The organism is Pseudomonas sp. R1-6, assembly GCF_051132115.1.
Lineage (GTDB): Bacteria > Pseudomonadota > Gammaproteobacteria > Pseudomonadales > Pseudomonadaceae > Aquipseudomonas.
Genome location: NZ_CP071662.1, coordinates 4381234 through 4407921, shown reverse-complemented (window position 1 = coordinate 4407921; position 26688 = coordinate 4381234). Strand labels below are relative to the sequence as shown.

Sequence of the window (26688 nt, the reverse complement as noted above, 5' to 3'; positions counted from 1 at the left end):
AAGTGCTTTTTCCTTTCATGTGTTTTGGAGTATCAAGAAGTCAGACCGCCGAAACCTGCAACACAGGTGGCGTCTTCCAAGACCCAGATTGTGTGCAGTTCACCTGAATCCTCGCGGGTGAATTCGGTGGCTACCTCGAGGCGCAGCACTGTCACGGTATTGCGTCGAATGGCCCCCACATAGGTGACCGAGTATGGATGACCACGGACGTAGCCCTTCCTCCAACCAGCCAATCCTCTATGTACTCGATACCAACGTATTGATCCACGATCCAAACGCGCTCCTGAACTTCGAAGAACACCACGTAGCCCTCCCGATGACCGTCCTTGAAGAGCTGGACAAGCTCAAGAGTGGGCATCACAGCGTGGCGGCCGAATGTCGCCAGGCGATCCGCCTGATCGACAAGACCCTGGGGGACGCCTCTCCCGAGGACGTCGAACTCGGCGTACCGATCCAACGTGGCAAAAGCGGCCCCAAGGGCCTGCTCTCGATCCTGATGAGCAAGCGCACCGAACCCAACCTGGTGCTGCCTGAACACCTTAACGACAACATCATCATCAACCAATTGATCGACCTGCACGCGCGCAACAAGGATCAGGCCGTGGTGCTGGTGACCAAAGACATCAACATGCGCCTCAAGGCCCGCGCCTGCGGGATTGCGGCCGAGGACTACAGCACCGACCAGCTGGTCGACGACGTGTCGCTGCTGCCCAACGGCTACCACACGATGACCGGCTCCTTCTGGGACCGCGTGAGCAAGGTCGAAACCCGCCAGGACCATGGCCGCACGTGGCACCAGGTGCAATTGATCGACAATCTGCCGGCGGTGCACATCAACGAATTCATCATCGACGAACAAGGCTTCGTCGGCTGGATCAAGGAAATCCAGGTCGACAAACTGCTGATCCTCGACTTGCATCAGGAACCCTTGTTGCATCAGGAGGCGTGGGGCCTCAAGCCTCGTGACATCTACCAGAGCCTGGCGCTGTTCGCCTTGCTCGATCCGGATATCCACCTGGTCAACCTGTCCGGTGCGGCTGGTTCCGGCAAGACCATCCTGGCCCTGGCCGCTGCTATCGAGCAGACCATGGTCAGCAAGCGTTACCGGCGCATCATCGCCACCCGCAGCGTGCAGGGCCTGGACCAGGAGATTGGCTTTTTGCCCGGCACCGAAGCGGAAAAAATGGAGCCGTGGCTGGGCGCGATTACCGACAACCTCGAAGCCTTGCACATGGATGACGAAAGCACCCATGGCAGCGTCGACTACATCCTCAGCAAAGTGCCGTTGCAGTTCAAATCCCTCAACTACATCCGAGGCCGCAGCTTCCAGCAAAGCCTGATCTTGATCGACGAATGCCAGAACCTGACCCCGCACCAGATGAAAACCATCATCACCCGTGCCGGCGCCGGTTCCAAAGTGGTGTGCCTGGGTAACCTGGCACAGATCGACACCCCATACCTGTCCGCGACCAGCTCCGGGCTGACCTACCTGACCGAACGCTTCAAGGACTTCCCCAACGGGGTCCACATCACCCTGCAAGGCGTACCGCGCTCGATCCTGGCCGAATACGCTGAGTCTCATCTGTAACACCAGCCGAACCGGGCGACCTCACCTTCGCCCGGTTCTTCCATGCACCACATAACCCTGTGGGAGCGAGCAGGCTCGCTCCCACCAAGGATCTTCAGTGTCTGCTAATTACGGGCACGACAATCAGCCCTGCCAGAATCTGACCCACGGGTTTACAATCGACGCTCCTGATCAGGAGTAACCCTGTGCTGACTCATCTCGATTCCCAAGGTCGCGCCAATATGGTCGACGTGACCGACAAGGCCGTGACGTTCCGTGAAGCCACGGCTGAAGCCTTTGTGCGAATGCTGCCCGATACCCTGCGGATGATCGTCAGCGGCGGCCATCCCAAGGGCGACGTGTTTGCCATTGCCCGCATCGCCGGCATCCAGGCTGCGAAGAAAACCAGCGACCTGATTCCGCTCTGCCACCCGCTGATGCTCACCGGCGTCAAGGTCGAGCTCAATGCCGAAGGCGAGGACCGGGTACGTATCGTTGCCCGTTGCAAACTGTCGGGGCAGACCGGCGTGGAAATGGAAGCGCTCACCGCCGCCAGCGTCGCCGCGCTGACTATTTATGACATGTGCAAGGCCGTGGACCGGGGCATGACCATCGAAGGCGTGCGGGTGCTGGAAAAGCTTGGCGGCAAGAGTGGTCATTTCCAGGCGGATGCATCATGAAAATCACTGTGAAGTTTTTTGCTCGCTACCGCGAAGCGCTCGGCGTGGACTCGGTTAAGGTGGAAGGCGGTTTCGCCACGATTGACGACGTGCGCGCCTTGCTCGCGCAGCGTGACGGCGCCGAAGTGCTGAAAGAGCAAAACCTGATGTGTGCCCGCAACGAAGATCTCTGTCAACTCGACGAGCCAGTGGCGGACGGCGATGAGGTGGCGTTCTTTCCCACCGTGACCGGAGGCTGAGCCATGGCGATTCGGGTACAGGTGGAACCGTTCGACCCGGGCAGCGAAGTCAACGCGATGCACGCGGCCAATGTCGGCGTGGGTGCTGTGGTAAGTTTTGTCGGCTACGTGCGCGACTTCAATGACGGCCTCGATGTGTCCGGGATGTTCCTGGAGCATTATCCGGGCATGACCGAGAAAGCGCTGGGTAAGATCGCCATCGAGGCCGAGCAGCGCTGGCCATTGCTCAAGCTTGAAGTGCTGCACCGCATCGGCGCCTTGGAGCCGGGTGAGCCGATCGTTTTTGTCGGCGCCGCCAGCGCCCACCGCCAGGCGGCGTTCGACGCCTGCGCCTTTGTCATGGACTACCTCAAGACCCGCGCGCCGTTCTGGAAAAAAGAAAACACCGTCGATGGCCCGCGCTGGGTCGAAGGGCGGGACAGTGATCATGCGGCGGCGGATCGCTGGAAGCAGTAGTCCACGTCATTTCTTCGCAATACTTATGCCCGCATCGCGAGCAAGCTCGCTCCCACAGTGGCGCTTCGTTGCACACAATGTTTGTGTCTGACACAGATCCCCCTGTGGGAGCGAGCCTGTTCGCGATGAGGCCGGTAGCCTCCCATCACTTTCGCCTGTTTCCCCAATTGACGATGTGTACATTAAAGTCCAGTATGGATTTATAAGTACAAAATTAGTCGCACCTGCCTTTCTCTGCCAAACCAACAACAACCCGCGAGAGAACGATTATGAAGAAACTCCCCCTCATCACTGGTCTGGCCTTGAGTCTGTTGGCCTCCAGTAGCCTGTTCGCCGCCGATAAAACCTTGCGCATCGGTATCGAGGCGGCTTATCCGCCGTTTGCTTCGAAAACCTCGGAGGGGAAAATCGAGGGGTTTGACTACGACATCGGCAATGCCTTGTGCGCACAGATGCAGGTGAAGTGCGAGTGGGTCGAGGGTGAGTTCGATGGGCTGATCCCGTCGCTCAAAGTGAAGAAGATCGACTTGGCCCTGTCGTCCATGACCATCACCGAAGAGCGCAAGAAGTCGGTGGATTTTACCCACAAGTATTACTTCACCTCATCGCGCCTGGTCATGAAGGAAGGGGCGTCGGTCGATGACCAGTACGCCAGCCTCAAGGGCAAGACCGTCGGCGTGCAGCGCGCCACCACCACGGACCGTTTCGCCTCGGAGGTCTTTGAACCCAAGGGCGTTACGGTCAAGCGCTACAGCAATAACGAAGAAATCTACATGGACCTGGCGTCGGGTCGCCTGGATGCGATTTTTGCCGACACCATTCCTTTGGAAGACTTTCTGTCGATGCCTCGTGGCAAGGGCTATGCCTTCGTCGGGCCGGAGCTCAAGGACCCGAAATACGTCGGCGAGGGCGCCGGGATTGCGGTGCGCAAGGGCAACACCCAATTGGTGGCGGATTTGAACAAGGCCATCGATGGGATTCGGGCCAATGGCGAGTATCAGAAAATCCAGGCCAAGTATTTCAAGTCGGATATCTACGGCGATTGATCGATAGCCTTCGCGAGCAGGCTCGCTCCCACAGAGGATTTGTGTCGTGCACGAGATATGTGTGCAAAGCGATTCAATGGGGGAGCGAGCTTGCTCGCGATGGCGTCAGGCCAGGCAACCCAAAACCTCAGCCCTTCAATTCCTTCAGATGCTTGTACACCGTCGCCCGCCCCATGTTCAGCACATTGGCCACATAGTTGGACGCGCTCTTGCCCTTGAACGCGCCTTCGGCATGCAGCGCCAACACCAGCTCGCGTTTGTGGTCGCGGGTCAGCAGGTTCAGGCTCAGTTGACGCTCGCGCATCCAGGCGTGCAGGAAAGTGTTGATCCGCTCCTGCCAGTCATCACGAAACAGTGAATCCGGCTGGGGAATCAATTTGCCTGGCGACAGGAACAGATCCAGCGCGGCCTTGGCATTCTCGAACAGCGAAATATTCAGGTTGATGCACAGCACCGCCAGCGGATGACCGTTTGCATCGCGCAGGACGCTGCTGAGGCTGCGAATCTTCTGTCCGTCCCAGTTCAGTTTTTCGTACGGCCCGATGTTACGTTCGCTGACGTCCTCACTGAGCATGTCTTCCAGGGACGAGTCATCGCCGATTTCGCGCTTGGACAGGTTATTGGCGATGTAGTCGACCTTCTGGGTGCGCAGGTCATGCAACACCACTTCCGCGTGGGGGTAGAACAGTGTGGCGATGGCATCGGCGATAGTGCGGAAGTTATCGAGTGTCGGATTGGCTTGCGGGGCATTCATGACGGGACTCCAGACGGTCAGCGCCCCGTGGAACAGGGGCGCGGGGGAGTGTGCCGCAATCGTGGCGATGCGTCACCTCACCGAAGGTCAACCCAGGCGAGTGGGCGATAGCATCGCGGCGTTCAGGCCGAAACGGGTCAAAGGCTCAGGCAGTGGTTCACCGCGCGCCAGTGCCGCGCTTGCCTGGCCCATGGCAGGGGAGGTCTGGATGCCATAGCCCCCCTGGGCCGCGACCCAGAAAAGGCCGGGTACTTGTGGGTCGAAGCCGGCCAGCAGATCACCGTCAGGCACGAAGCTACGCAATCCGGCCCAGGTGCGGGTCGGACGGCGAATGGTCAGGGTGGTCGCCTCTTCGATCTGGTAGATGCCCATGGCGATGTCCAGCTCCTCGGGCTGTACGTCGTGTGGTTCGACCGGGTCGGCATTGGCCGGAGAGCCGAGGAACATGCCAGCGTCCGGCTTCATGTAGAAGGATTCGTCGAGGCTCACCAGCATCGGCCAGTCGTGGATATTCACACCCTCGGGGCCGGCGAAAATGAACGCCGCCCGCCGCTTGGGTTGCAGGCCCAGCTTGCGCGCGCCGGCCATTTCGGCCACTTGATCGGCCCAGGCGCCGGCCGCGTTGATCAGCACCGGCGCGTAGAACGTCTGGCTGGCGGTCCTGACCTGCCATCGCCCTTGGTCGTCGCGGATCAAGTCCAGCACTTCGCTGTCGGTGTGTACCTCACCGCCGCTGCGACGGATACCGCGCAGATAGCCTTGGTGCAGCGCATCGGTATCGATATCGCAAGCCGTGGGGTCGTAGATCGCGCCGTGGACTTTATCCCGTCGCAGGATCGGCAGGCGCAGGCAGGCCTCTTCGGCGCTGAGCAATTGCATTTGCGGCACCGTGGCCTTGGCGCTGAGGTATTGGTTACCAAGCTCGGCCGGGTCGCCGATGAAGTCCACCGTCATTTCGCCGCGCGGGGTGAGCAACGGGTGTTCGCAGAACCCGGCTGGTGGTGCGTCGAAGAAATCCCGGCTGGCCTGGGTCAATGCCCGTACCTGAGGGGTGCCGTAGGCTGCGGTGTACAACGCCGCCGAGCGTCCGGTGGAGTGATAGGCCGGATGGGATTCGCGTTCAAGCACAATGACCCGGCCGTGGGGTGCGAGCCAGTAGCCGGTGGAAGCACCGGCGATGCCACCGCCGATGATGATGAAGTCTGCTTGTGTCATGAAGTTCTCCTGTCGAGCACATTGCCGGGAGTTTCCGTGAACCTGTGGGAGCGAGCCTGCTCGCGAAAGCGGTGTGTCAGTCACGCGTATTTATCTGATAAACCGCTTTCGCGAGCAGGCTCGCTCCCACAAGGGAAAATGGGTGTGTCAGTCGAGAAGTTGGTAAAGCGCATTCGCCAGCGCAACATCCTCCAGCCCCAACCCAATGGAACGGAAAAACACGTGGCGCTCATAGTTTGGTCGCGCCGCACGTTCGCTCAGCAGATCGGGCAAGTCACCCACAATGCTTGAAGGCTCCCAGCCATGCTGTTCAGCGGCGACCAACATCTCGCCAGCCGAGCCCGGAGTGGTCTGACGATAGTCGCAGAACACATCCATGTCGTTGAGGCTCTGGGGCGGGACTTCATGGGCACGTGGGGCATTGGTGCTGATGGAAGTGATCAGCGCAGGTTTGCCCAAGGTCTGCGGGTCAAGCACCGCTACGGCGGACGAGGTGCAGAGCATCACCACATCGACGTCGTGCAACGCGGCTTCAAGTGTATCGGCGATGTGCAGGCGCGGGTCGAGCCCGGTGATTTGCGCGAGATCCTGGGTTGAGCGCTCTTTGAGGCTTGGCGAATAGAGACTGATGCCTTGCCAATCCCGCAGTCCCTTGACGTACTGCACATGGGCGCGCGCCAGCGCGCCACTGCCGATGACCGCCAGGCGCCTGGCGTTGTGCGGGGCGAGGGCATCGATGGCGACGGCGGTGGTGGCCGCGGTGCGGACGGTCGTCAGCTCGGCGGCATCGCACAGCATCAACGGCTGGCCGGTCTGCATCGACATCAGCAAAGTCCAGGCGGTGATGAGTGGCCCTTGCTCGCGCACGATGTAGGGCGAGGTCTTGACCCCATAGACCTGGTCTTGAGCCAGCACACCGAGGAAGTTGATGAAGTCCCCGGCGCCCTCGGGAAACACCACCCTTTGCTGGGGCGGCTGCACCGCTTGCCCGGCCGCAAGATCGCGGAACAGCTTGCGCAGGACTGCCAGCACATCGACGTGCCCGAGCAGTTCTCGGGCCTGGGCTTGGGTCATGACATAAGGCGTACTGGTCATCGTAGACTCCGGGTGGTCTCGAATAAACTAATTTGTCCATTATGGACTTTTAGTTTATTCGAGCAATATCCCCGGGCAAAAAAAACGCAGCCTGTGTTGGCTGCGCTGATCATTCCCACGCGCTGCGTGGGAATGCCTGAATGGACGCGTTGCGTCCGTCTCGACGTTAGGGCCGCTTGCGCTCAACCGGCCGCAACAGATGAGTCGGTGGCATCTCGCAACTGATCTTGCGACCCAGCAGCGCTTCGATCGACGGCAACTGGTAAGAGTCGTCTTCGCCGGCAAAGCTGATCGATACACCTGCTGCCCCGGCACGACCCGTGCGACCAATGCGGTGCACATAGTCGTCCGGTACTTCAGGCAAGGTGAAGTTGATCACATGGCTGATGCCGTCGATGTGAATGCCCCGACCCGCCACATCGGTGGCGACCAGCACGCGGATCTTGCCTTCGCGGAAACCTTCCAGTGTCTTGATCCGCTTGTGCTGCGGCACGTCGCCCGAGAGCTGGGCGGCGTTGACGCCGTCGCGCACCAGGCGTTCCTCGATGCGGCGCACTTCGTCCTTGCGGTTGGCAAATACCATCACCCGCTCCCAGCCATTGTCGTTGACCAGGTTGTAGAGCAGCTTGTACTTGTCGGCACCGGCAACGGCGTAGATGTGCTGCTCCACATTTTCGCTGGCGACGTTCTCGGCTTCGATCTCGACGATGGCCGGGTCGGTGGTCCATTGCTTGGCGAGGTTCATCACATCGTCGGTGAAGGTGGCGGAGAACAGCAGGGTCTGGCGTTCGCTTTTCGGCGGGGTCTGGCGAATGATCTGGCGGACCTGGGGAATGAAGCCCATGTCGAGCATGCGGTCGGCTTCGTCCAGCACCATCACTTCGACCATGTCCAGGTGCACGTCGCCGCGCTGGTTGAAATCCAGCAGGCGGCCCGGCGTGGCCACGAGGATGTCGCAGTGGCGGGCTTCGAGGTGCTTGAGCTGCTTGTCGAAATCCATGCCGCCCACGAACGTCATCACGTTCAGACCGGTGTACTTGGTCAGGTCGGCGGCGTCCTTGGCGATTTGCACCACCAGTTCGCGGGTCGGCGCAATGATCAGCGCGCGCGGTTCGCCCATATAGCGTTCCTTGGGCGGTGGGGTCTGAAGCAATTGGGTAATGATGGAAATCAGGAATGCGGCGGTCTTGCCGGTGCCGGTCTGGGCACGGCCGATGGCGTCTTTGCCAGCGAGGGTGTAACCGAGCACCTGCGCCTGGATCGGCGTGCAATAGGGGAAGCCCAGGTCCTGGATGGCATGCATCAATTCAGGGGCGAGCTTGAAATCGTGGAAGCGGGTCTTGCCTTCCTGGGGCTCTACGACAAAGTCCTCGAGCTTCCAGGCGACGACGGGCGGTTTTGGTGCGCGTTCGCGGCGCGGCCTTGGCGCTTCGCTGCGTGGCTTTTCCTGGGTAGGGGCCGCGACAGGCTGGGCTGCGGTGGCGGTTGGCGGCGTTGTTTTCGCCTCCGCAACCGGCGGTGCGGTCCGGCGCGACTGCTGCGCATCGGCGCGGTTCGGGGCCTGGGGCGCGCTGGCGACAGGCGCGAGCTGCTCGGCCTCGCTTTTACCGAACATCTTCTTGAGTGCTTTGAGCACGGTCATCTCATCGATTGGTTAAGGAATGTACGCCGGCCAGTGTAATGCAAGAAACGGGCGCGGCGTAGTGTGTTCATCAAAGCGCTGGCGTGCGATAGGCCTCTTAGCGCAACTGCTTATCCAGCCAGGCGCCGATGTCGCGGATCTCTTCGGGTAACACTTCGTGGCCCATTGGGTATTCCTGCCATGTCACGGTGACACCATGCTGCTTCAGATACTCTTTCGCCGTCCGGCCCATCGGGTTGAGGACCACCTCGTCGTATTGTCCGTGCAACGCCAGTACCGGGATGCGCTGCTGGCTGGCAGAGAGTTGCAATTCCTCGCTGAAAGTTGGCGCATAAGTGGACAGCGCGATAACGCCCCCCAAGGGCCCCTGCCATTTGACGAATGCGGTGTGATAGACCACCGCGCCACCTTGGGAAAAACCCGCGAGGAAGATTCGCGAAGCGTCTATTCCGCTGGATCGCTGGGTCTCCATCAGGTCGATGACCCGCTGGGCCGAGGTTTCGAGTTGATCTTCGTCAATGGCTCGAGCCGGGCTCAGGGCGCGGATGTCGTACCAGCTTGGCATGGCATAGCCACCATTGATGGTGACGGGCTGAGTGGGTGCTTGAGGCAGGACGAAACGTGTGGTGAGCAGGCTTTGCTGCAACATTTCGGCTACCGGCATGAAGTCGTAGCGATCGGCGCCCAGGCCGTGGAGCCAGATAATGCAGGCATCGGCGGTGCCAGAAGGCTCGAGAATCAAGGGGTCGGTCATGGTGTGCTCCAAAAATGTGCGGGCGCGCTCGATCAGTGCATGGTTACGGTGCGCGCTTGGTGCCTCAGTTAATTACATGTCGCAATGCTACAACTTTTTGTCTTGACGTACCCGGTATGGGGTAAGCGCAGCGGTATGGTACGGGCTTTGCTATGGGGTAGCTGAGTGATGATTCTTACGCTGCGCGGTAACACTATCAGCTAGACGCGACGCATGGGATATCAGAAATCCGGTGATGGATGTTCGCCAATAGCCGCTACGGGCTTCGCGAACGTGAAGGGCTACAGCCCGTTCGGCCGATTGGTGAGAAGTGAGCAGGCCGCTGTTGATGGGCGCTCTCATTAATAGACTCATAGCGAAGGCCCAGACGTCGGTCGACCCTAAAAAAAGCCAACAGGGGTCGGCAATGCCTCAAAAGGGTGCGACAGGGCTCAAGCTCCGACACAACAAGAGCAAAACTGGAGGTTTGAATGAAGTTACTGAAATCCACCCTGGCAGTCGTGACTGCAGCAGCAGTCCTCGGCGTCAGCGGGTTCGCTCAGGCGGGTGCAACCCTGGATGCCGTGCAGAAGAAAGGTTTTGTGCAATGTGGTGTAAGTGATGGCTTGCCGGGCTTCTCGGTGCCAGATTCCACCGGCAAGATCGTCGGTATCGACGCTGACTTCTGCCGTGCCGTTGCCGCTGCGGTATTTGGCGATGCGACCAAGGTCAAGTTCAGCCAGTTGAACGCCAAGGAGCGCTTCACCGCGCTGCAATCGGGCGAAATCGACGTGCTGTCGCGCAACTCCACCATGACCAGCTCCCGTGATGCGGGCATGGGCCTGAAGTTTCCTGGCTTCATCACCTACTATGACGGCATCGGTTTCCTGGCCAACAGCAAACTGGGCGTCAAGAGCGCCAAAGAACTGGACGGTGCAACCATCTGCATCCAGGCCGGTACCACCACCGAACTGAACGTATCCGACTACTTCCGCGCCAACGGCCTGAAGTACACCCCGATCACCTTCGACACCTCCGATGAAAGCGCCAAGTCGCTGGAATCCGGTCGTTGCGACGTGCTGACCTCCGACAAGTCCCAGCTGTTCGCCCAGCGCAGCAAGCTGGCCTCGCCAAAGGACTACGTGGTTCTGCCGGAAACCATTTCCAAGGAGCCTCTGGGCCCGGTCGTGCGTAACGGCGACGACGAGTGGCTGGCTATCGTGCGTTGGACTGGCTTCGCCATGCTCAATGCCGAAGAAGCAGGCGTGACTTCGAAGAACGTCGAAGCCGAAGCCAAGTCCACCAAGAACCCTGACGTCGCTCGTATGCTGGGCGCTGACGGTGAATACGGTAAAGACCTGAAGCTGCCTAAGGACTGGGTCGTGCAGATCGTCAAGCAAGTCGGCAACTACGGCGAAATGTTCGAGCGCAACCTCGGCAAAGACACCCCGCTGCAAATCGATCGCGGTCTGAACGCTCTGTGGAACGCAGGCGGCATCCAATACGCACCACCAGTGCGCTGATGGTTCTATCACCCGGTGGGCCAACCACCGGGTGATGTTCTGTTCCATTCTTTGCGGGGCACTTCATGCAAAATTCAATCGGCGCACCTAAGCAGAGGTTCAGCCTCAGCGATCCACGAGTGCGTGCGTGGGTATTTCAGATCGTCACCATCGTGGCGGTTATTTCGCTGGGCTGGTTTCTGTTCGATAACACACAAACCAACCTGGAACACCGGGGCATCACGTCCGGTTTCGGTTTTCTGGAGCGCAGTGCCGGGTTCGGCATCGCCCAACATCTGATCGACTACACCGAAGCGGACAGTTATGCCCGCGTCTTTGTCATCGGTCTGCTCAACACCCTCCTGGTGACCTTCATTGGCGTGATCCTGGCGACCATCCTGGGGTTCATCATCGGCGTCGCACGCTTGTCGCAGAACTGGATCATCTCCAAGCTGGCGACCGTCTATGTGGAGGTTTTCCGTAACATCCCACCGCTGTTGCAAATCCTGTTCTGGTACTTCGCCGTATTCCTGACCATGCCGGGACCACGGGCTGCCCACAATTTCGGTGACACGTTCTTCGTCAGCAGCCGGGGCCTGAACATGCCGGCGGCGCTGGTGGCCGATGGGTTCTGGCCGTTCGTGATCAGCATCGTGCTGGCGATTGTCGCGATCGTGCTGATGACGCGCTGGGCCAACAAGCGCTTCGAAGCGACGGGCGAGCCGTTTCACAAATTCTGGGTCGGCCTGGCGCTGTTCCTGGTGATCCCGGCAATCTGCGCTTTGGTCTTCGGGGCGCCTGTGCATTGGGAAATGCCACAGCTCAAGGGCTTCAACTTCGTCGGCGGCTGGGTGTTGATCCCGGAGCTGCTTGCGTTGACCCTGGCCTTGACCGTGTACACCGCGGCGTTCATCGCCGAGATCGTGCGCTCGGGCATCAAGTCGGTCAGCCATGGCCAGACCGAGGCGGCCCGTTCCCTGGGGCTGCGCAACGGTCCGACCTTGCGCAAAGTCATCATCCCGCAAGCCCTGCGTGTGATCATTCCGCCGTTGACCAGCCAATACCTGAACCTGGCGAAGAACTCTTCCCTGGCGGCTGGTATCGGTTACCCGGAAATGGTTTCGCTGTTTGCCGGCACGGTGTTGAACCAGACCGGCCAGGCCATCGAGGTGATTGCGATCACCATGAGCGTGTACCTAGCGATCAGTATCAGCATTTCCTTGCTGATGAACTGGTACAACAAGCGCATTGCGCTGATCGAGCGGTGAGGAAACGCGCATGACATCTCATACTTTCAAACCCGACATGCCACCGCCGAGCAGCAGTATCGGCGTGGTGGCATGGATGCGCGCCAACATGTTCTCCAGCTGGCTCAACACGCTGTTGACGTTGTTTGCGTTCTACCTGATCTACCTGATCATTCCGCCGATCCTGCAATGGGCGATCCTGGATGCCAACTGGGTCGGCACCACCCAGGCCGACTGCACCAAGGAAGGCGCCTGCTGGGTGTTCATCCAGCAGCGTTTCGGCCAGTTCATGTACGGCTATTACCCGACGGGCCTGCGCTGGCGCGTGGACCTGACCGTGTGGCTGGCCGTGATCGGCGTGGCGCCACTGTTCATCTCGCGCTTCCCGCGCAAGGCGATCTACGGCCTGAGCTTCCTGGTGCTGTACCCGATCATCGCCTGGTGCCTGTTGCACGGCGGCGTGCTGGGCCTGGATACCGTGGCGACCAGCCAGTGGGGCGGCCTGATGCTGACTCTGGTGATTGCCACCGTCGGCATCGCCGGAGCCTTGCCGCTGGGTATCGTCCTTGCGCTTGGCCGTCGCTCCAACCTGCCGGCGATCCGCGTGGTTTGCGTGACGTTCATCGAGTTCTGGCGCGGCGTGCCGTTGATCACAGTGCTGTTCATGTCCTCGGTCATGCTGCCGTTGTTCCTGCCTGAAGGCATGAACTTCGACAAGCTGCTGCGGGCGCTGATCGGCGTGATCCTGTTCCAGTCGGCCTACGTGGCCGAAGTGGTTCGCGGTGGCCTGCAAGCGATTCCCAAGGGGCAGTACGAAGCGGCCGCGGCGATGGGCCTGGGGTACTGGCGCAGCATGGGCCTGGTGATTCTGCCGCAAGCCCTGAAAATGGTGATCCCGGGGATCGTCAACACGTTTATCGCGTTGTTCAAGGACACGAGCCTGGTGATCATCATCGGCCTGTTCGACCTGCTCAACAGCGTGAAACAAGCTGCCGCCGACCCGAAATGGCTGGGCATGGCCACTGAAGGCTATGTGTTCGCCGCCCTGGTGTTCTGGATTTTCTGTTTTGGTATGTCCCGCTATTCCATGCATTTGGAACGCAAGCTGGACACTGGCCACAAGCGTTAGGAGTTGACTCATGAGTGAAGCGATCAAACAGCCTGTGAGCCCTGAAGGCATTATTCAGATGCAGGGCGTGAACAAGTGGTACGGCCAGTTCCACGTGTTGAAAGATATCAACCTGAACGTCAAGCAGGGCGAGCGCATCGTGCTGTGCGGCCCGTCGGGTTCCGGCAAGTCCACGACTATCCGCTGCCTCAACCGCCTGGAAGAGCACCAGCAGGGTCGCATCGTGGTCGACGGCGTCGAGCTGACCAACGACCTCAAGCAGATCGAAGCGATCCGTCGTGAAGTCGGCATGGTGTTCCAGCACTTCAACCTGTTCCCGCACCTGACCATCCTGCAGAACTGCACCCTGGCGCCGATGTGGGTGCGCAAGATGCCCAAGCGCAAGGCCGAGGAAATCGCCATGCACTATCTGGAGCGCGTTCGCATTCCAGAGCAGGCGCACAAATACCCGGGTCAGCTCTCCGGTGGTCAGCAACAGCGCGTGGCGATTGCCCGCGCCCTGTGCATGAAACCGAAGATCATGTTGTTCGACGAGCCGACTTCGGCCCTCGACCCGGAAATGGTGAAAGAGGTTCTGGACACCATGATCGGCCTGGCCGAAGACGGCATGACCATGCTCTGCGTAACCCACGAAATGGGCTTCGCCCGTACCGTGGCGAACCGTGTGATCTTCATGGACAAGGGTGAAATCGTCGAACAGGCCGCGCCGAACGACTTCTTCGACAACCCGCAGAACGACCGCACCAAGCTGTTCCTCAGCCAGATCCTGCATTGATCTGATTAGGCGGCGAAATAGACCCGGACTTGTCCGGGTTTATTTTTGTCCGCAGGTCAGAGATCCGCCGTGTCGCGTTCCCCATGGCGACTCGACAGCAGTCGCTGCAAATCGGCTCCGTCACTCAGCGCAACGACCTCAGCCATCAGATGCGGATGGCGATCAAGCAGCCGCATCAGCACGAACAGCGATTGAGCCGGGGCGACTTCGCCGCGCTCATAGCGGGAGAAGGCGTTGTGTCCGCCTCCCGACAACAGCTTCACTGCGTCTTTTTGCGTGAGGTGCAGTTTGCGCCGGATGCGTTTGATTTCCGCACCTATGGCCAGCGCATAATCTTCGAGCAACAGGTCGCTGGCCTTGGAGTAACGCTCGGCACTGTCAGTGTCGTGATCGAATTCGATTTCCCCGCAGATCCGGCATTCCCATCCGGCGATGTCGGATACTTGCCGGGTAACCTGCTTATAGTCGACCGCAAATGTGCGGCCTTGGAAGTGATGCATCGCTTCGAGAGTGCCGCAGCTGACGCATTGCTGGGTTTTCATTGGTTTTTCTCCTTGAAGGAGATCACCGGATGCCCACCGCCGGGGCGATAGGACACTTTGATGTAGATCTCCCGATCCTGAAATGTTGTGTGATAGACGTCTTGCCAGATTCGGTGATCGGCGTAGGTCGTCATTGATTTGTGCAACATTCTGTATTCGAGCAATTGAACGATTCGCAGCATTTGGGGAAGACTCAGCGACATCCTTCTGCCGCCCTCCCGCGCACTTAGCGTGAAGGCCTTGCTTCCCAACCTGCGAGTCTCGACCTTGACCACCGCCAGGTCGTAATGGGGTGTGCTCTTTTCCATAAGAAGTCATTTGCCCTGTTTCTGAAATTACCCATATTGGGTAATTGTGTCCAATCGAAATTTCAGGATCTTTTACCTCCAATAAAACGTAGGCGGTTGCTGTCCTACACGAAGCTGACTAACATGTCAGAAAATTCATCCCATGATTGGATGAAAAGGCGAAGCCCATGTCCGACATTTCTCCATTGATAAAGCGCTCGTTGGTCGATCAGGCCTTGGAGCAATTGCGCCAACGCATCAGCGACGGCGTGTGGGTCGTCGGCCAGCGCCTGCCCACCGAGCCGGAGCTGGTTGCCGAGTTGGGCATCAGCCGCAACACCGTGCGCGAAGCCATGCGCGTGCTGGCGTTTTCCGGGTTGATCGAAATCCGTCAGGGCGACGGCAGCTATGTGCGGGCGGTGGTCGATCCGCTGGACACGCTCAAGGCGTTGTCGCGCTGCTCGCTGGAGCAGGCGAGGGAAACCCGGCACATCCTGGAAGTGGAGGCCATTGGCCTGGCGGCGCTGCGGCGCACCGAGGCGGATTTGGCTGCCTTGCGCCAGGCGCTGAAAACCAGCGGCGAGCATTACCACGGCGACCTGGAGCACTACATCGCCTGCGACCTGATTTTCCATCGGCTTCTGGTGGATGCCGCGCATAACCCGGCCCTCAGCGAGCTCTATCGTTATTTTTCCAGCGTGATCGGCGCGCAGTTGCGCCAGAGCCTCAACGTCATTCCTCGCCATCAACACGTGTTCGACCTGCATGTCGAAATCCTCGACGCCGTCGAACGACAGGAGCCGGAGCGGGCCAAGGCCCTTTGCCGGCAGTTGATCAATGAACCCTGAACCAGAGCTTTCCATGTCCCGCGACCCGCTTGACCACGCCACCGCGACGACGCACAAACGCGCCGCCGAACTCGAAGAACTGCTGATCGACGCCGAAGCCGACGATGAGCAAGCCCAGCAGAACCATCCATTGGTGCGCCGGCCCTGGCTGTTGTTGCTCGGGCTGATTCTGGTGGCGCTGAACCTGCGTCCGGCTCTGTCGAGCATGGCGCCGCTGCTCAGTGATGTTTCAAAAAGCCTTGGACTGTCGGCTGCCCAAGCGGGCCTGCTGACTACGCTGCCCGTGCTTTGCCTGGGGTTGTTTGCACCGCTGGCTCCGGTTCTGGCTCGGCGTTTTGGCGCAGAGCGCGTCGTGTTGGGGATTTTGCTCACGTTGGCTGGCGGGATCATTCTGCGCAGTTCGTTCGGCCAGTTCGGGCTGTTCGCCGGTAGCATCCTGGCAGGTGCCAGCATTGGCGTGATCGGCGTGCTGCTGCCGGGCATCGTCAAGCGCGACTTCGCCAAACAGGCTGGGGCCATGACCGGTGTCTACACCATGGCGCTGTGCCTGGGCGCCGCGATGGCGGCCGGGGCTACGGTGCCTTTGAGCGAACGAATGGGCGATAGCTGGTCGCTTGGCCTGGGTTTCTGGATGCTGCCTGCGCTATTGGCCGCGGTGTTCTGGTTACCGCAAGTGGGGCACAAGCACGGCGCTCACAACGTGGCCTATCGTGTCCGCGGTCTGCTGCGTGATCCATTGGCCTGGCAGGTGACGTTGTACATGGGGTTGCAGTCTTCCCTGGCCTACATCGTATTCGGTTGGCTGCCGTCGATTCTCATCGGCCGGGGCCTGACGCCTACCCAGGCCGGGCTGGTGCTGTCCGGTTCGGTGATCGTGCAATTGATCAGCTCGCTGGCGGCGCCATGGCTGGCAACGCGCGGCAAGGACCAACGGCTCGCCATCGTGATTGTGATGGTCATGGCCCTCGGCGGTCTGTTCGGTTGCCTCTATGCCCCTATCGAGGGCCTGTGGGGCTGGGCGATCTTGTTGGGGTTGGGGCAGGGCGCGACGTTCAGCCTGGCCCTTACCCTGATCGTATTGCGCTCGCGCGACGCCCACGTGGCCGCGAACCTTTCGAGCATGGCCCAGGGCTTTGGTTACACGCTGGCGTCCCTGGGGCCGTTCGCGGTGGGCGTGGTACATGACTGGACTGGCGGCTGGAGTGCTCTGGGCTGGATCTTCGGCGTGATTGGCCTGGGGGCGATCATCGCGGGAGTCGGTGCCGGTCGGGCTCTGTACGTCGGCGTGGTCAGCGAAAGAGTCACCGAGCCTCATTGATATCATTTTCATGGCGAATGACGATGGTCTTCCCGGCGGCGGGGGATTATCGTGCAGGCCTGTCGAACCGTTTCCCGGAGCCTGTCCATGAGTGATGCCCATAACGCCCTGATCACCCGTTTCTACCAGGCCTTCCAACGCTTGGATGCCGAGGCCATGAGCGCTTGTTATACCGATGACGTGGTGTTCAGCGATCCGGCGTTCGGCGAACTGCGCGGGCGCGATGCCGGTGACATGTGGCGCATGTTGACCACTCGGGCCAAGGATTTTTCCCTGACGTTCGACAATGTGCGCAGCGACGAGCGCAGCGGCGGCGCCCATTGGGTGGCAACGTACCTGTTCAGCCAGACCGGCAATATCGTGGTCAACGATATCCAGGCGCGCTTTGTGTTTCGCGATGACAAGATCTGCGAGCACCACGACAATTTCGATCTGTGGCGCTGGTCTCGCCAGGCTTTGGGCGCCAAGGGTCTCTTGCTGGGCTGGACGCCGCTGGTGCGCAACGCTGTCAGGGCGCAGGCCCTCAAGGGGCTGCGGGCGTTCCAGGCCAGTCGCTGATAAGATCGCGGCTTGTTTCCTACCTGCTTGTTGAACATCCGTGACGACCGCCAACGAATCTTCCGAGCTGTGCGTGCCCGAGGCGACCGAGCCGGGCAAGCCCTGGTTCGTCTACCTGGTGCGGGCCGCCAATGGCTCGTTGTACTGCGGCATCAGCGATGACCCGGTGCGGCGCTTCGCCAAGCATCAAAGCGGCAAGGGCGCGCGCTTCTTCCTGTCCAGCCCGGCCGTGGCGCTGGTGTACACCGAGGCCTGTCGCGACAAGGGCGAGGCCCTGCGCCAGGAACGGCTGATCAAGAAGCTCAGGAAGAGCGCCAAGGAATGCCTGGTAGCCAGCGCAACGGCTCTTGATCAACCGCGCTGATAGTCCTTCATCACGCCGGTAGGCTGTTGTTCCTTGGCGCGCTAAAGTGCGGGACTTCCTACCTGCATTGGCGAATCTCATGTCAGAGCTGATTCTTCACCATTACCCGACATCTCCTTTCGCGGAAAAAGCCCGCCTGCTGCTGGGTTATAAAGGCTTGGCCTGGCGCTCAGTGAACATCCCGCCGATGATGCCCAAGCCCGACCTGACCGCGCTCACCGGCGGCTACCGCAAGACACCGGTCCTGCAAATCGGCGCGGATATCTATTGCGACACCGCCTTGATGGCCCGTCGGTTGGAGCAGGAAAAAGCCTCGCCGGCGCTGTTCCCTGAAGGTCGTGAAATGATCGCGGCGTCCTTTGCGGCGTGGGCCGATTCGGTGGTGTTCCAGCATGCGGTGAGTCTGGTGTTCCAGCCGGAGTCGGTGGCGGTGCGTTTTGCCAAGTTGCTGCCTGAAGCGATCAAGGCGTTCATCAGCGACCGCGCTGGCTTGTTCAGTGGCGGCACGGCCACGCGGTTGTCCGCCGAGCAGGCCAAGCACCAATGGCCGACGATCATGGCGCGGCTTGAGCAGCAGTTGCAGCGCGAAGAGGGGGATTTCCTGCTGGGTGATCCTTCGATTGCCGACTTTGCCATGGCTCATCCGCTGTGGTTCCTCAAGGGCACGCCCGTCACTTCGCCGTTGGTGGACGAATACCCTGCGGTATCGGCTTGGCTGTCGCGGGTGCTGGGTTTCGGTCATGGCGCGCCGAAAGAGATGAGCTCCGAAGAGGCGTTGGACGTGGCCCGGAACGCGACGCCGGCAGCGTTGCCGGATGAATTGTTCAATGAGCCAAATGGCTTTGTGGTGGGGCAGCAGGTAGTGGTCGCCGCGACTGACTATGGGGTCGATCCGGTGGCCGGGGAGTTGTTGTTTGCAGGCAGTGAGGAGCTGATCTTGCGTCGCGAAGATGAGCGCGCCGGAGCAGTGCATGTGCATTTTCCGCGGATGGGTTTCAGTCTTTCGTCCACATAACTGAAGCACCTCCCATCCAGCTTGAAGCTTCAATCCACTCCATGACCAGGCAATAGCGGTTTCCAGGATTCCGTTATTGCCTGCCGGTCGAAGAAAATCCTAATTGGCCAGCGCAACGGACGGGCCGCGTCTAGCGTTTTCTGTTTGATTTCCCCCATCGTTTATAGCGGATCAGTTCTAAAAACTGTCAGTTCCGACAGTGGGCGGCGCTTGAGCGCTGCGTTTCACTGTGGGTGGAAAGTTAAAGAACGGGTGCGCTATGAAATATATATATATCGTGTCAGCGGCTTCCGCATGGTTGACGTTATGCGGCGCAACGCTATTGCCCTACGCGACTCCGGAGCAACGTGGCGTTGAAGTCGCAGATCAGTTGAGGCGAAATTATAACGATCTGACGACCGATTGCGGAGCAGTCAGCAGACCTTCCTTTTTATGTTCGGGCGTCATCCTGCGAGGTACGATATATTCCGACAACTACAGGGCTTGGGATCCGAGCCCCCAATCAACTGCTCAGGGCGGCACGTCTTTTTCATTCTTACGGAAAGATGCGAAGTTCAACTCCCTGGCGTCTAACCATAAAAATGGTTATATCCTTTATCCGGAGTTCCTGAAGCCGGTCAGCACGATGACCAGGGCCAGCGTGCTTTGCGCGTTTCCTGTTGATGCCGGGAGTCATCTCCGGCTTTCGGCCGGCTGTGGTGACTTTACGTCAACACCTCAGGTTGAAGACTACTGTCAGAACCTTGGCATAACTACCGCTGAGCAATGGAATACGCATTACCGAAATAATGGGAGCTCCCATTATCGTGCCTGCGGATTTAACGTAGCGGCAAATCCACAGGGAAAAGGTGCCGAGGCATTTAAAGCGACGCTTCGTTCCATGAAATATACAGAGGACGAAAACTTCGGCAACGCTGGTCGCAGTAATAACGAACTACGGATCGCAGCATGGCCTTCTGGGCTAGCTGAGCAACTTCCAATACAAGCGTTTTTTTATCTGACTGGGGGGGTGGAATTCGCTAAAAAAGACCAGCGAGCATTTTATGCCGATGGCGGGAGATTTGTGCCCGTTATTAAACTGGCCTTCCCCGCCACCCCGGGGCAAGACGCAACGTTTACATACAGTAGTGCTGACCAGGCCTCGCTGGGAGATGTCGTTTGTAAACGATATATCGATTCGGCTTCTTGGGAGAAACGTTTTGACCCGGGTTTGAATGCGCAGGCTTGGACGCTATCGGTCATTCCGACGGACTGCGGGAGATCAATCGGGGCCGGACAAACCGAGGCGTTCTACAGTGAAATGTTGCGTAATTATGGCAACAGTGCCGAGTGGAAAGAACGGGACGGTGGAGGGATGCGCCGGCAACTGGTGTGTTTGATTTCTACCGTGCGTACAAAGGATGTATGGAATCTTGAGCCATTTCGCCCTTATACCACCCATGAAAAAGCCGTGGCAGCAGGTTGCAATAATACCTAGCGAATTCGTCCCGTGTGGCGCCGCGTTATTGAGAGAGTTGGCGGTGCTCTTGTTTTAATCTTTAGTAAGAGAGGTTGACATGAGATATTTAGCGCAAGCTCTGATATCAACTGGTTTTGGGTTGTCGCTGTCATTTGCCTCAGTGGTCCAAGCATTGGAGACTTCTGGGGCACAGGTCGCTTATGAATTGAAGACGCTCTATAACGACACGCCTGTTAATTGCGGCACAGCTTCTATGCCGGGTTTCTTATGCAGCGGTATTATTTTTCGGGCGACAATTCCTTCTACTGCCTATAAGTCCTGGGCGCCTAGCCCCCCAGCTGTCGCGAGTGGAGGGTTTTCATTTTCCTACCTAAGAGCTGATGCGGAATTCAGAAGATTGGTTCGCGACGAGAATAACGGTTTTATTATATTTCCTCCGTTGTTTGCGCCTGTGGGAAGGCAAAGAGTTGCCGTCTTATGCATGTTTCCGGTGGACGGTGTAACTGACGTTCGGGCTGAAAATGGCTGCGGCGTCGCTCGAGGCGCCAAATTAAACAGCGACCTCTGCCATCGGCAGGGCATCTATACAGCACAGCAATGGTACGAAAAGAGAGTGGCCGATGGTCACAGTAATTTCAGTCAGTGCGGCTTCAATGTAAAAGACGATGCCAATGAAAAGGCGACCGTCTCTTTCAACGAGGCCATCAAAGCAATGAGCCTGGGTGACAACGGAACCATTCATCAACAAAATGAAATGAGGTTGGCTACGGCTGCGTGGGACGTCAGCCGGCCTGAGACGTTGCCAATAAAAGCCTTCTTTTACCTGCCGGGGGGGTTGGCAGATGCCCAGTATGATCAAAGGGATTATTATTCGACAACAAGAGTTCTAGTGCCTGTTATTGCAATGACGTTGCCTGGTACCCGGGCCCAAGATGCCAGTTTTGTTTTCAAAGCGGCAGACCAAGCCATCAAGATGGCCGATCCAATGGACGGATACATCAACTACGCCAAATGGATAAAGCGCTATGACCCTGGCACACGGAAAGACGAGTGGAGCCTGTCTGTCGTTCCTACCGACAGGGGCCGCATGGCCACGTCGCAAAGCACAGACGCGGTGTATGCAGAATTGGTAAAAAGATACGGTGACGATCCGCGCTGGGTAAATAATGATGGCGGTGGCATGCGTCGCCAACTGGCTTGTCACTTCACTATCTCACGCAATAAATCGGAGTGGAATATGGAACCCTTCAGACCCAACGTTTCCCATGAAGCGGCAGTGGCGGCAGGTTGTAATCCGATTCCATTTTCGGGGTGAGGATAAGGTTTATCCAAACGCCCAAAAGCAGGTGCTTGTAATAATACTGTAGAGGTTGACAGTGCCGACCAACGGCAATCAGGAGTTCAGGGCGACCATTTCCAATTTATGGCGATCAAACAAAGCCATCGTGAGGCATCGATGGCGCGCTGTTGAGGCGATACTCAGTGGCTGTGCTGCATATCAATTACGACGCTTGAGCTGATCAGTCAACGAAGTTGGCAAGCCCTTTCTTGCCCTTGATGAGCGAGATGTACTGTCTGGATCGCTGCATTTTCCACGGCTGGGTTTCAGTCTTTCGTCAACTGAAGCACCCTCCCATCCAGCTTGAAGCTTCAATCCACTCCATGGCCAGGCAATAGCGGTTTCCAGGATTCCGTTATTGCCTGCCGGTCGAAGAAAATCCTAATTGGCCAGCGCAACGGACGGCCGCGTCTAGCGTTTTCTGTTTGATTTCCCCCATCGTTTATAGCGGATCAGTTCTAAAAACTGTCAGTTCCGACAGTGGGCGGCGCTTGAGCGCTGCGTTTCACTGTGGGTGGAAAGTTAAAGAACGGGTGCGCTATGAAATATATATATATCGTGTCAGCGGCTTCCGCATGGTTGACGTTATGCGGCGCAACGCTATTGCCCTACGCGACTCCGGATCAACGTGGCGTTGAAGTCGCAGATCAGTTGAGGCGAAATTATAACGATCTGACGACCGATTGCGGAGCAGTCAGCAGGCCTTCCTTTTTATGTTCGGGCGTCATCTTGCGAGGTACGGTATATTCCGACAACTACAGGGCTTGGGACCCGAGCCCCCAATCAACTGCTCAGGGCGGCACGTCTTTTTCATACTTACGAAAAGATGCAAAGTTCAAGGCCCTAGCGTCTTTCCATAAAAATGGTTATATCCTTTATCCGGAGTTCCTAAAGCCGGTCAGTACGATGACCAACGTCAGCGTGCTTTGCGCCTTTCCTGTTGACGCCAGTAGTCATACTCGGCTTTCGGCCGGCTGTGGTGACCACACGTCAACACCTCAGATTGAAGACTACTGTCAGAACCTTGGCGTCACTACCGCTGGGCAATGGAATACGCATTACCGGAATAATGAGAGCTCCCATCGTCGTGCCTGCGGATTTAACGTAGCGGCAAATCCACAGGGAAAGGGTGCCGAAGCATTTATAGCGACGCTTCGCTCCATGAAATATACAGAGGGCGAAAATTTCAGCAACGCTGGTCCCAATAATAACGAACTACGGATCGCAGCATGGTCTTCTGGGCTAGCTGAGCAACTTCCAATACAAGCGTTTTTTTATCTGACCGGGGGGGTGGAATTCGCTAAAAAAGACCAGCGAGCATTTTATGCCGATGGCGGGAGATTTGTGCCCGTTATTAAACTGGCCTTCCCCGCCACCCCGGGGCAAGACGCAACGTTTACATACAGTAGTGCTGACCAGGCTTCGCTGGGAGATGTCGTTTGTAAACGATATATCGATTCGGCTTCTTGGGAGAAACGTTTTGACCCGGGTTTGAATGCGCAGGCTTGGACGCTATCGGTCATTCCGACGGACTGCGGGAGATCAATCGGGGCCGGACAAACCGAGGCGTTCTACAGTGAAATGTTGCGTAATTATGGCAACAGTGCCGAGTGGAAAGAACGGGACGGTGGAGGGATGCGCCGGCAACTGGTGTGTTTGATTTCTACCGTGCGTACAAAGGATGTATGGAATCTTGAGCCATTTCGCCCTTATACCACCCATGAAAAAGCCGTGGCAGCAGGTTGCAATAATACCTAGCGAATTCGTCCCGTGTGGCGCCGCGTTATGAGAGAGTTGGCGGTGCTCTTGTTTTAATCTTTAGTAAGAGAGGTTGACATGAGATATTTAGCGCAAGCTCTGATATCAACTGGTTTTGGGTTGTCGCTGTCGTTCGCCTCAGTGGTCCAAGCATTGGAGACTTCAGGGGCACAGGTCGCTTATGAATTGAAGACGCTCTATAACGACACGCCTGTTAATTGCGGCACAGCTTCTATGCCGGGTTTCTTATGCAGCGGTATTATTTTTCGGGCGACGATTCCTTCTAGCGCCTATAAGTTCTGGGCGCCTAGCCCCGCAGCTGTCGCAAGTGGAGGGTTTTCATTCTCCTACCTAAGAGCTGATGCGGAATTCAGAAGATTGGTTCGCGACGAGAATAACGGTTTTATTATATTTCCTCCGTTGTTTGCACCTGTGGGAAGGCAAAGAGTTGCCGTTTTATGCATGTTTCCGGTGGATGGGGCAACTAATGTTCGGGCCGAAAATGGCTGTGGCGTCGCTCAAGGAGCCACATCAAACAGCGACCTCTGCCATCGGCAGGGCATCTATACAGCGCAGCAATGGTACGACAAGCATGTTGCCGACCGTTTCGATAACCTCAGTCAGTGCGGCTTCAATGTAAAAGATGATGCCAATGAAAAGGCCACCATCTCTTTCAACGAGGCCATCAAAGCAATGAGCCTGGGTGACAACGGAACCATTCATCAACAAAATGAAATGAGGTTGGCTACGGCTGCGTGGGACGTCAGCCGGCCTGAGACGTTGCCAATAAAAGCCATCTTTTATCTGCCGGGGGGGCTGTCAGATGCCCGGTATGATCAAAGGGATTATTACTCGACAACCAGAGTTGTAGTGCCCGTTATTGCAATGACATTGCCTGGTACCCGGGCCCAAGATGCCAGTTTTGTTTTCAAAGAGGCAGACCAAGCCATCCAGATGGCCGATCCAATGGACGGATACATCAACTATGCCAAATGGATAAAGCGTTATGACCCTGGCACACGGAAAGACGAATGGAGCCTGTCTGTCGTTCCTACCGACAGGGGCCGCATGGCCACGTCGCAAAGCACAGACGCGGTGTATGCAGAATTGGTAAAACGATACGGCGACGATCCGCGCTGGGTAAATAATGATGGCGGTGGAATGCGTCGCCAACTGGCTTGTCACTTCACTATCTCACGCAATAAATCGGAGTGGAATATGGAACCCTTCAGATCCAACGTTTCCCATGACGCGGCAGTGGCGGCAGGTTGTAATCCGATTTGATGTTCGAGGGGAAGATAAGGTTTATCCAAACGCCCAAAGCGGTTGCTTTGGGCGTTGGTTGGGAGTGGGTCAAGGGCTGCAGCTAATCCAATTGCTCGTAGCATTGTAAAAAGGCTGCGTCCTAAAAAAATTTCTCGCTTGGTTCACGGCGTCTGGGTACGTAGTTGCGTTGATTTGAATAGGGGGTCCTTGTTGTACGCCTTGAATCGTAAGGTATACACAAGTATAGGGGGCGGCAAAAGCTGACTCGGCATAGATTGATACCATTAAACTTAACAGGCCAAGACGGGCTACCTGTTGCATACGGAAGATTGGACGACGATGATTCGATTTCATTTTTATATGCTCCACGTACTATTCGGTCATGGCGTCATCCAGCCGCGCGGCAGCTGGACGCATATAAACTTATCTGGTGCATCAAAGGTAATAATACTGTAGAACTTGACAGTGCCGACCAACGGCGTCCATGTATTCTGGGCGACCGTTGTCCAGCTCACGGGGATTTAAACAACGCCATCGCGGGGCATCGATGGCGTGCTGTTGAGGCGATACTCAGTGGCTGTGCTGAATATCAATTACGACGCTTGAGCTGATCAGTCAACGAAGTCGGCAACCCCCTGATGATCAACGTCCCAGCCTCTTCGTCATACTCAATCTTCGAGCCCAGCAAGTGCGCTTCGAAGCTGATGGACAAGCCTTCGGCGCGGCCGGTGAAGCGGCGGAACTGGTTGAGGGTGCGTTTATCCGCCGGGATTTCCGGTGACAACCCGTAGTCCTTGTTGCGGATGTGGTCGTAGAAGGCCTTCGGGCGATCTTCATCGATCAGCTCGGAGAGCTCTTCCAGGCCCATCGGCTCACCGAGCTTGGCCTGGCTGCTGGCATAGTCCACCAGGGTCTTGGTTTTTTCCCGGGCATCGTCTTCCGGCAGGTCTTCGCTTTCGACGAAATCACTGAAGGCCTTGAGCAGGGTGCGGGTCTCGCCAGGGCCGTCGACGCCCTCCTGGCAGCCGATGAAGTCGCGGAAGTACTCCGAGACTTTCTTGCCATTCTTGCCCTTGATGAACGAGATGTACTGTTTGGATTGCTTGTTGTTCTGCCATTCCGACACGTTGATCCGCGCCGCCAGGTGCAACTGGCCCAGGTCCAGGTGGCGGGACGGGGTCACGTCCAGCTCGTCGGTGACTGCCACGCCTTCGCTGTGGTGCAGCAGGGCGATGGCCAGGTAATCGGTCATGCCCTGTTGGTAGTGGGCAAACAGCACGTGGCCGCCTACCGACAGGTTGGACTCTTCCATCAGTTTTTGCAGGTGTTCCACCGCCACACGACTGAAGGCGGTGAAGTCCTTACCGCCGTCCAGGTACTCCTTCAGCCAGCCGCTGAACGGATGCGCGCCGGACTCGGCATGGAAAAATCCCCAGGCCTTGCCTTGCTTGGCGTTATAGCTCTCGTTTAGATCGGCGAGCATGTTCTCGATGGCCGTGGACTCGGCGAGTTCAGAGTCGCGGGCGTGAAGCACAGCAGGCGTGCCGTCGGGTTTTTTGTCGATCAGGTGGACGATGCAATGACGGATCGGCATGGATTTCTCGGCTGGTGAAAGAGAGGAGGGCGCGCTCCCCGAAAAAGGGCTCAGTGTACCGCAATCACTGGTTTTGCAACGCGTCGAAGGCCCTTTCAGACCCTTCCGACACCCTGCGAGCATTTTTTTTACCGATTTAGCGCAATAAAGCTGACCAAATGGGTAGGTAGAGGCGGATATTTCACAGGCGTTGTGCTAGTTTTGCCCGGTCTTACGCGATGTCACTGCGTTAAGCGTGCATTCAGCATTTGTCAGGTCGA

Annotated in this window: 26 protein-coding genes; 18 read left to right on the top strand and 8 right to left on the bottom strand. The window is 57.9% G+C overall.

The features are described 5' to 3' along the window. Positions 1–193 precede the first annotated feature (193 nt). From J3P81_RS19925 to J3P81_RS19905, 5 genes are all read left to right on the top strand, one after another. A complete protein-coding gene (locus J3P81_RS19925) occupies positions 194–1588 on the top strand; it encodes a PhoH family protein (RefSeq protein WP_030139644.1) in 1395 nt (464 codons plus the stop codon). A gap of 185 nt (positions 1589–1773) precedes the next feature. Further along, complete coding sequence (moaC, locus tag J3P81_RS19920; protein WP_434560481.1) at positions 1774–2247, top strand: cyclic pyranopterin monophosphate synthase MoaC; 474 nt, start codon at positions 1774–1776, stop codon at positions 2245–2247. Beyond that, positions 2244–2486 carry a MoaD/ThiS family protein gene (locus J3P81_RS19915; protein WP_420765386.1) on the top strand — a complete coding sequence of 81 codons (243 nt, stop codon included), beginning with the start codon at positions 2244–2246 and terminating at the stop codon, positions 2484–2486. The genes moaC and J3P81_RS19915 overlap by 4 nt, the downstream gene beginning before the upstream one ends. 3 nt (positions 2487–2489) lie before the next feature. After that, a complete protein-coding gene (gene moaE, locus J3P81_RS19910) occupies positions 2490–2942 on the top strand; it encodes a molybdopterin synthase catalytic subunit MoaE (protein WP_420765385.1) in 453 nt (150 codons plus the stop codon). Between the two features lie 269 nt (positions 2943–3211). Beyond that, the gene (locus tag J3P81_RS19905) at positions 3212–3988 is read left to right on the top strand and encodes an ABC transporter substrate-binding protein (protein WP_434560479.1); all 777 of its coding nucleotides are present in this window, start codon (positions 3212–3214) and stop codon (positions 3986–3988) included. Positions 3989–4115: 127 nt separating this feature from the next. Here the strand turns inward: J3P81_RS19905 and J3P81_RS19900 are convergent, their stop codons facing one another. The 5 genes from J3P81_RS19900 to J3P81_RS19880 all read right to left on the bottom strand — a co-directional run bounded on the left by J3P81_RS19900 (position 4116) and on the right by J3P81_RS19880 (position 9448). Then, complete coding sequence (locus J3P81_RS19900; protein WP_420765383.1) at positions 4116–4742, bottom strand: helix-turn-helix transcriptional regulator; 627 nt, start codon at positions 4740–4742, stop codon at positions 4116–4118. 87 nt (positions 4743–4829) lie between these two features. Then, positions 4830–5957, bottom strand: a complete 1128-nt coding sequence (locus J3P81_RS19895) for an NAD(P)/FAD-dependent oxidoreductase (protein WP_434560477.1) — start codon at positions 5955–5957, stop codon at positions 4830–4832. Between the two features lie 147 nt (positions 5958–6104). Next, complete coding sequence (locus J3P81_RS19890) at positions 6105–7052, bottom strand: ornithine cyclodeaminase family protein (protein WP_434560475.1); 948 nt, start codon at positions 7050–7052, stop codon at positions 6105–6107. A gap of 166 nt (positions 7053–7218) precedes the next feature. After that, a complete protein-coding gene (rhlB, locus tag J3P81_RS19885; protein WP_434560473.1) occupies positions 7219–8694 on the bottom strand; it encodes an ATP-dependent RNA helicase RhlB in 1476 nt (491 codons plus the stop codon). A 97-nt stretch (positions 8695–8791) separates the two neighbouring features. Further along, positions 8792–9448, bottom strand: a complete 657-nt coding sequence (locus J3P81_RS19880) for an alpha/beta hydrolase (RefSeq protein WP_420765379.1) — start codon at positions 9446–9448, stop codon at positions 8792–8794. 470 nt (positions 9449–9918) lie between these two features. Here J3P81_RS19880 and J3P81_RS19875 point away from each other — a divergent pair, with 470 nt between their 5' ends. The 4 genes from J3P81_RS19875 to J3P81_RS19860 all read left to right on the top strand — a co-directional run bounded on the left by J3P81_RS19875 (position 9919) and on the right by J3P81_RS19860 (position 14080). After that, entirely contained in the window at positions 9919–10950 is a 1032-nt protein-coding gene (locus tag J3P81_RS19875) for an amino acid ABC transporter substrate-binding protein (protein ID WP_186610954.1), read from the top strand. Positions 10951–11015: 65 nt separating this feature from the next. Continuing rightward, positions 11016–12197 (top strand): amino acid ABC transporter permease, encoded by a 1182-nt coding sequence (locus tag J3P81_RS19870; RefSeq protein WP_420765378.1) that lies wholly within the window; start codon positions 11016–11018, stop codon positions 12195–12197. A gap of 10 nt (positions 12198–12207) precedes the next feature. Continuing rightward, positions 12208–13305 carry an amino acid ABC transporter permease gene (locus tag J3P81_RS19865; protein WP_420765377.1) on the top strand — a complete coding sequence of 366 codons (1098 nt, stop codon included), beginning with the start codon at positions 12208–12210 and terminating at the stop codon, positions 13303–13305. Positions 13306–13315: 10 nt separating this feature from the next. Beyond that, entirely contained in the window at positions 13316–14080 is a 765-nt protein-coding gene (locus J3P81_RS19860; RefSeq protein ID WP_003178331.1) for an amino acid ABC transporter ATP-binding protein, read from the top strand. 56 nt (positions 14081–14136) lie between these two features. Here the strand turns inward: J3P81_RS19860 and J3P81_RS19855 are convergent, their stop codons facing one another. Together J3P81_RS19855 and J3P81_RS19850 are read right to left on the bottom strand one after the other, a co-directional pair. After that, positions 14137–14622 carry a type II toxin-antitoxin system MqsA family antitoxin gene (locus J3P81_RS19855; RefSeq protein WP_420765376.1) on the bottom strand — a complete coding sequence of 162 codons (486 nt, stop codon included), beginning with the start codon at positions 14620–14622 and terminating at the stop codon, positions 14137–14139. Then, positions 14619–14930 (bottom strand): type II toxin-antitoxin system MqsR family toxin, encoded by a 312-nt coding sequence (locus J3P81_RS19850; protein WP_420765375.1) that lies wholly within the window; start codon positions 14928–14930, stop codon positions 14619–14621. Before J3P81_RS19850 ends, J3P81_RS19855 begins: the two co-directional genes overlap by 4 nt. A gap of 167 nt (positions 14931–15097) precedes the next feature. Between J3P81_RS19850 and J3P81_RS19845 the strand changes: the two genes are divergently transcribed. The 9 genes from J3P81_RS19845 to J3P81_RS19805 all read left to right on the top strand — a co-directional run bounded on the left by J3P81_RS19845 (position 15098) and on the right by J3P81_RS19805 (position 24852). Beyond that, entirely contained in the window at positions 15098–15757 is a 660-nt protein-coding gene (locus J3P81_RS19845) for a FadR/GntR family transcriptional regulator (protein WP_434560471.1), read from the top strand. Continuing rightward, positions 15747–17075 (top strand): CynX/NimT family MFS transporter, encoded by a 1329-nt coding sequence (locus J3P81_RS19840; RefSeq protein WP_434560469.1) that lies wholly within the window; start codon positions 15747–15749, stop codon positions 17073–17075. The genes J3P81_RS19845 and J3P81_RS19840 overlap by 11 nt, the downstream gene beginning before the upstream one ends. An 87-nt stretch (positions 17076–17162) precedes the next feature. Next, positions 17163–17633, top strand: a complete 471-nt coding sequence (locus tag J3P81_RS19835; RefSeq protein ID WP_420765372.1) for a nuclear transport factor 2 family protein — start codon at positions 17163–17165, stop codon at positions 17631–17633. Positions 17634–17673: 40 nt separating this feature from the next. Further along, entirely contained in the window at positions 17674–17997 is a 324-nt protein-coding gene (locus tag J3P81_RS19830) for a GIY-YIG nuclease family protein (protein WP_420765371.1), read from the top strand. A gap of 79 nt (positions 17998–18076) precedes the next feature. Next, positions 18077–19012 (top strand): glutathione S-transferase family protein, encoded by a 936-nt coding sequence (locus J3P81_RS19825; protein WP_434560467.1) that lies wholly within the window; start codon positions 18077–18079, stop codon positions 19010–19012. A 259-nt stretch (positions 19013–19271) separates the two neighbouring features. Then, on the top strand, positions 19272–20489 hold the full coding sequence (locus J3P81_RS19820) for a DUF2599 domain-containing protein (RefSeq protein ID WP_434560465.1): 1218 nt from the start codon (positions 19272–19274) through the stop codon (positions 20487–20489). A gap of 79 nt (positions 20490–20568) precedes the next feature. Continuing rightward, entirely contained in the window at positions 20569–21786 is a 1218-nt protein-coding gene (locus J3P81_RS19815; protein ID WP_434560463.1) for a DUF2599 domain-containing protein, read from the top strand. Positions 21787–22350: 564 nt separating this feature from the next. After that, the gene (locus J3P81_RS19810) at positions 22351–23568 is read left to right on the top strand and encodes a DUF2599 domain-containing protein (protein ID WP_434560461.1); all 1218 of its coding nucleotides are present in this window, start codon (positions 22351–22353) and stop codon (positions 23566–23568) included. A gap of 78 nt (positions 23569–23646) precedes the next feature. Beyond that, entirely contained in the window at positions 23647–24852 is a 1206-nt protein-coding gene (locus J3P81_RS19805; RefSeq protein ID WP_434560459.1) for a DUF2599 domain-containing protein, read from the top strand. A 571-nt stretch (positions 24853–25423) separates the two neighbouring features. On the opposite strand, the gene yejK is transcribed toward J3P81_RS19805, so the two are convergent. Continuing rightward, complete coding sequence (yejK, locus tag J3P81_RS19800) at positions 25424–26428, bottom strand: nucleoid-associated protein YejK (protein WP_434560457.1); 1005 nt, start codon at positions 26426–26428, stop codon at positions 25424–25426. Positions 26429–26688 lie beyond the last annotated feature (260 nt).

Excerpts from the sequence above, each read along its gene's own strand:
- moaE (WP_420765385.1), top strand. The coding sequence starts at position 2,490 with ATGGCGATTCGGGTACAGGTGGAACCGTTCGACCCGGGCAGCGAAGTC.
- J3P81_RS19810 (WP_434560461.1), top strand. The coding sequence starts at position 22,351 with ATGAAATATATATATATCGTGTCAGCGGCTTCCGCATGGTTGACGTTA.
- J3P81_RS19825 (WP_434560467.1), top strand. The coding sequence starts at position 18,077 with ATGTCAGAGCTGATTCTTCACCATTACCCGACATCTCCTTTCGCGGAA.
- yejK (WP_434560457.1), bottom strand. The coding sequence starts at position 26,428 with ATGCCGATCCGTCATTGCATCGTCCACCTGATCGACAAAAAACCCGAC.
- J3P81_RS19835 (WP_420765372.1), top strand. The coding sequence starts at position 17,163 with ATGAGTGATGCCCATAACGCCCTGATCACCCGTTTCTACCAGGCCTTC.
- J3P81_RS19925 (WP_030139644.1), top strand. The coding sequence starts at position 194 with ATGGATGACCACGGACGTAGCCCTTCCTCCAACCAGCCAATCCTCTAT.
- J3P81_RS19815 (WP_434560463.1), top strand. The coding sequence starts at position 20,569 with ATGAGATATTTAGCGCAAGCTCTGATATCAACTGGTTTTGGGTTGTCG.
- J3P81_RS19900 (WP_420765383.1), bottom strand. The coding sequence starts at position 4,742 with ATGAATGCCCCGCAAGCCAATCCGACACTCGATAACTTCCGCACTATC.
- J3P81_RS19895 (WP_434560477.1), bottom strand. The coding sequence starts at position 5,957 with ATGACACAAGCAGACTTCATCATCATCGGCGGTGGCATCGCCGGTGCT.
- J3P81_RS19820 (WP_434560465.1), top strand. The coding sequence starts at position 19,272 with ATGAAATATATATATATCGTGTCAGCGGCTTCCGCATGGTTGACGTTA.
- J3P81_RS19890 (WP_434560475.1), bottom strand. The coding sequence starts at position 7,052 with ATGACCAGTACGCCTTATGTCATGACCCAAGCCCAGGCCCGAGAACTG.
- J3P81_RS19875 (WP_186610954.1), top strand. The coding sequence starts at position 9,919 with ATGAAGTTACTGAAATCCACCCTGGCAGTCGTGACTGCAGCAGCAGTC.
- J3P81_RS19840 (WP_434560469.1), top strand. The coding sequence starts at position 15,747 with ATGAACCCTGAACCAGAGCTTTCCATGTCCCGCGACCCGCTTGACCAC.
- J3P81_RS19880 (WP_420765379.1), bottom strand. The coding sequence starts at position 9,448 with ATGACCGACCCCTTGATTCTCGAGCCTTCTGGCACCGCCGATGCCTGC.
- J3P81_RS19905 (WP_434560479.1), top strand. The coding sequence starts at position 3,212 with ATGAAGAAACTCCCCCTCATCACTGGTCTGGCCTTGAGTCTGTTGGCC.
- J3P81_RS19845 (WP_434560471.1), top strand. The coding sequence starts at position 15,098 with ATGTCCGACATTTCTCCATTGATAAAGCGCTCGTTGGTCGATCAGGCC.
- rhlB (WP_434560473.1), bottom strand. The coding sequence starts at position 8,694 with ATGACCGTGCTCAAAGCACTCAAGAAGATGTTCGGTAAAAGCGAGGCC.
- J3P81_RS19865 (WP_420765377.1), top strand. The coding sequence starts at position 12,208 with ATGACATCTCATACTTTCAAACCCGACATGCCACCGCCGAGCAGCAGT.
- J3P81_RS19805 (WP_434560459.1), top strand. The coding sequence starts at position 23,647 with ATGAGATATTTAGCGCAAGCTCTGATATCAACTGGTTTTGGGTTGTCG.
- J3P81_RS19860 (WP_003178331.1), top strand. The coding sequence starts at position 13,316 with ATGAGTGAAGCGATCAAACAGCCTGTGAGCCCTGAAGGCATTATTCAG.
- J3P81_RS19850 (WP_420765375.1), bottom strand. The coding sequence starts at position 14,930 with ATGGAAAAGAGCACACCCCATTACGACCTGGCGGTGGTCAAGGTCGAG.
- J3P81_RS19915 (WP_420765386.1), top strand. The coding sequence starts at position 2,244 with ATGAAAATCACTGTGAAGTTTTTTGCTCGCTACCGCGAAGCGCTCGGC.
- J3P81_RS19855 (WP_420765376.1), bottom strand. The coding sequence starts at position 14,622 with ATGAAAACCCAGCAATGCGTCAGCTGCGGCACTCTCGAAGCGATGCAT.
- J3P81_RS19870 (WP_420765378.1), top strand. The coding sequence starts at position 11,016 with ATGCAAAATTCAATCGGCGCACCTAAGCAGAGGTTCAGCCTCAGCGAT.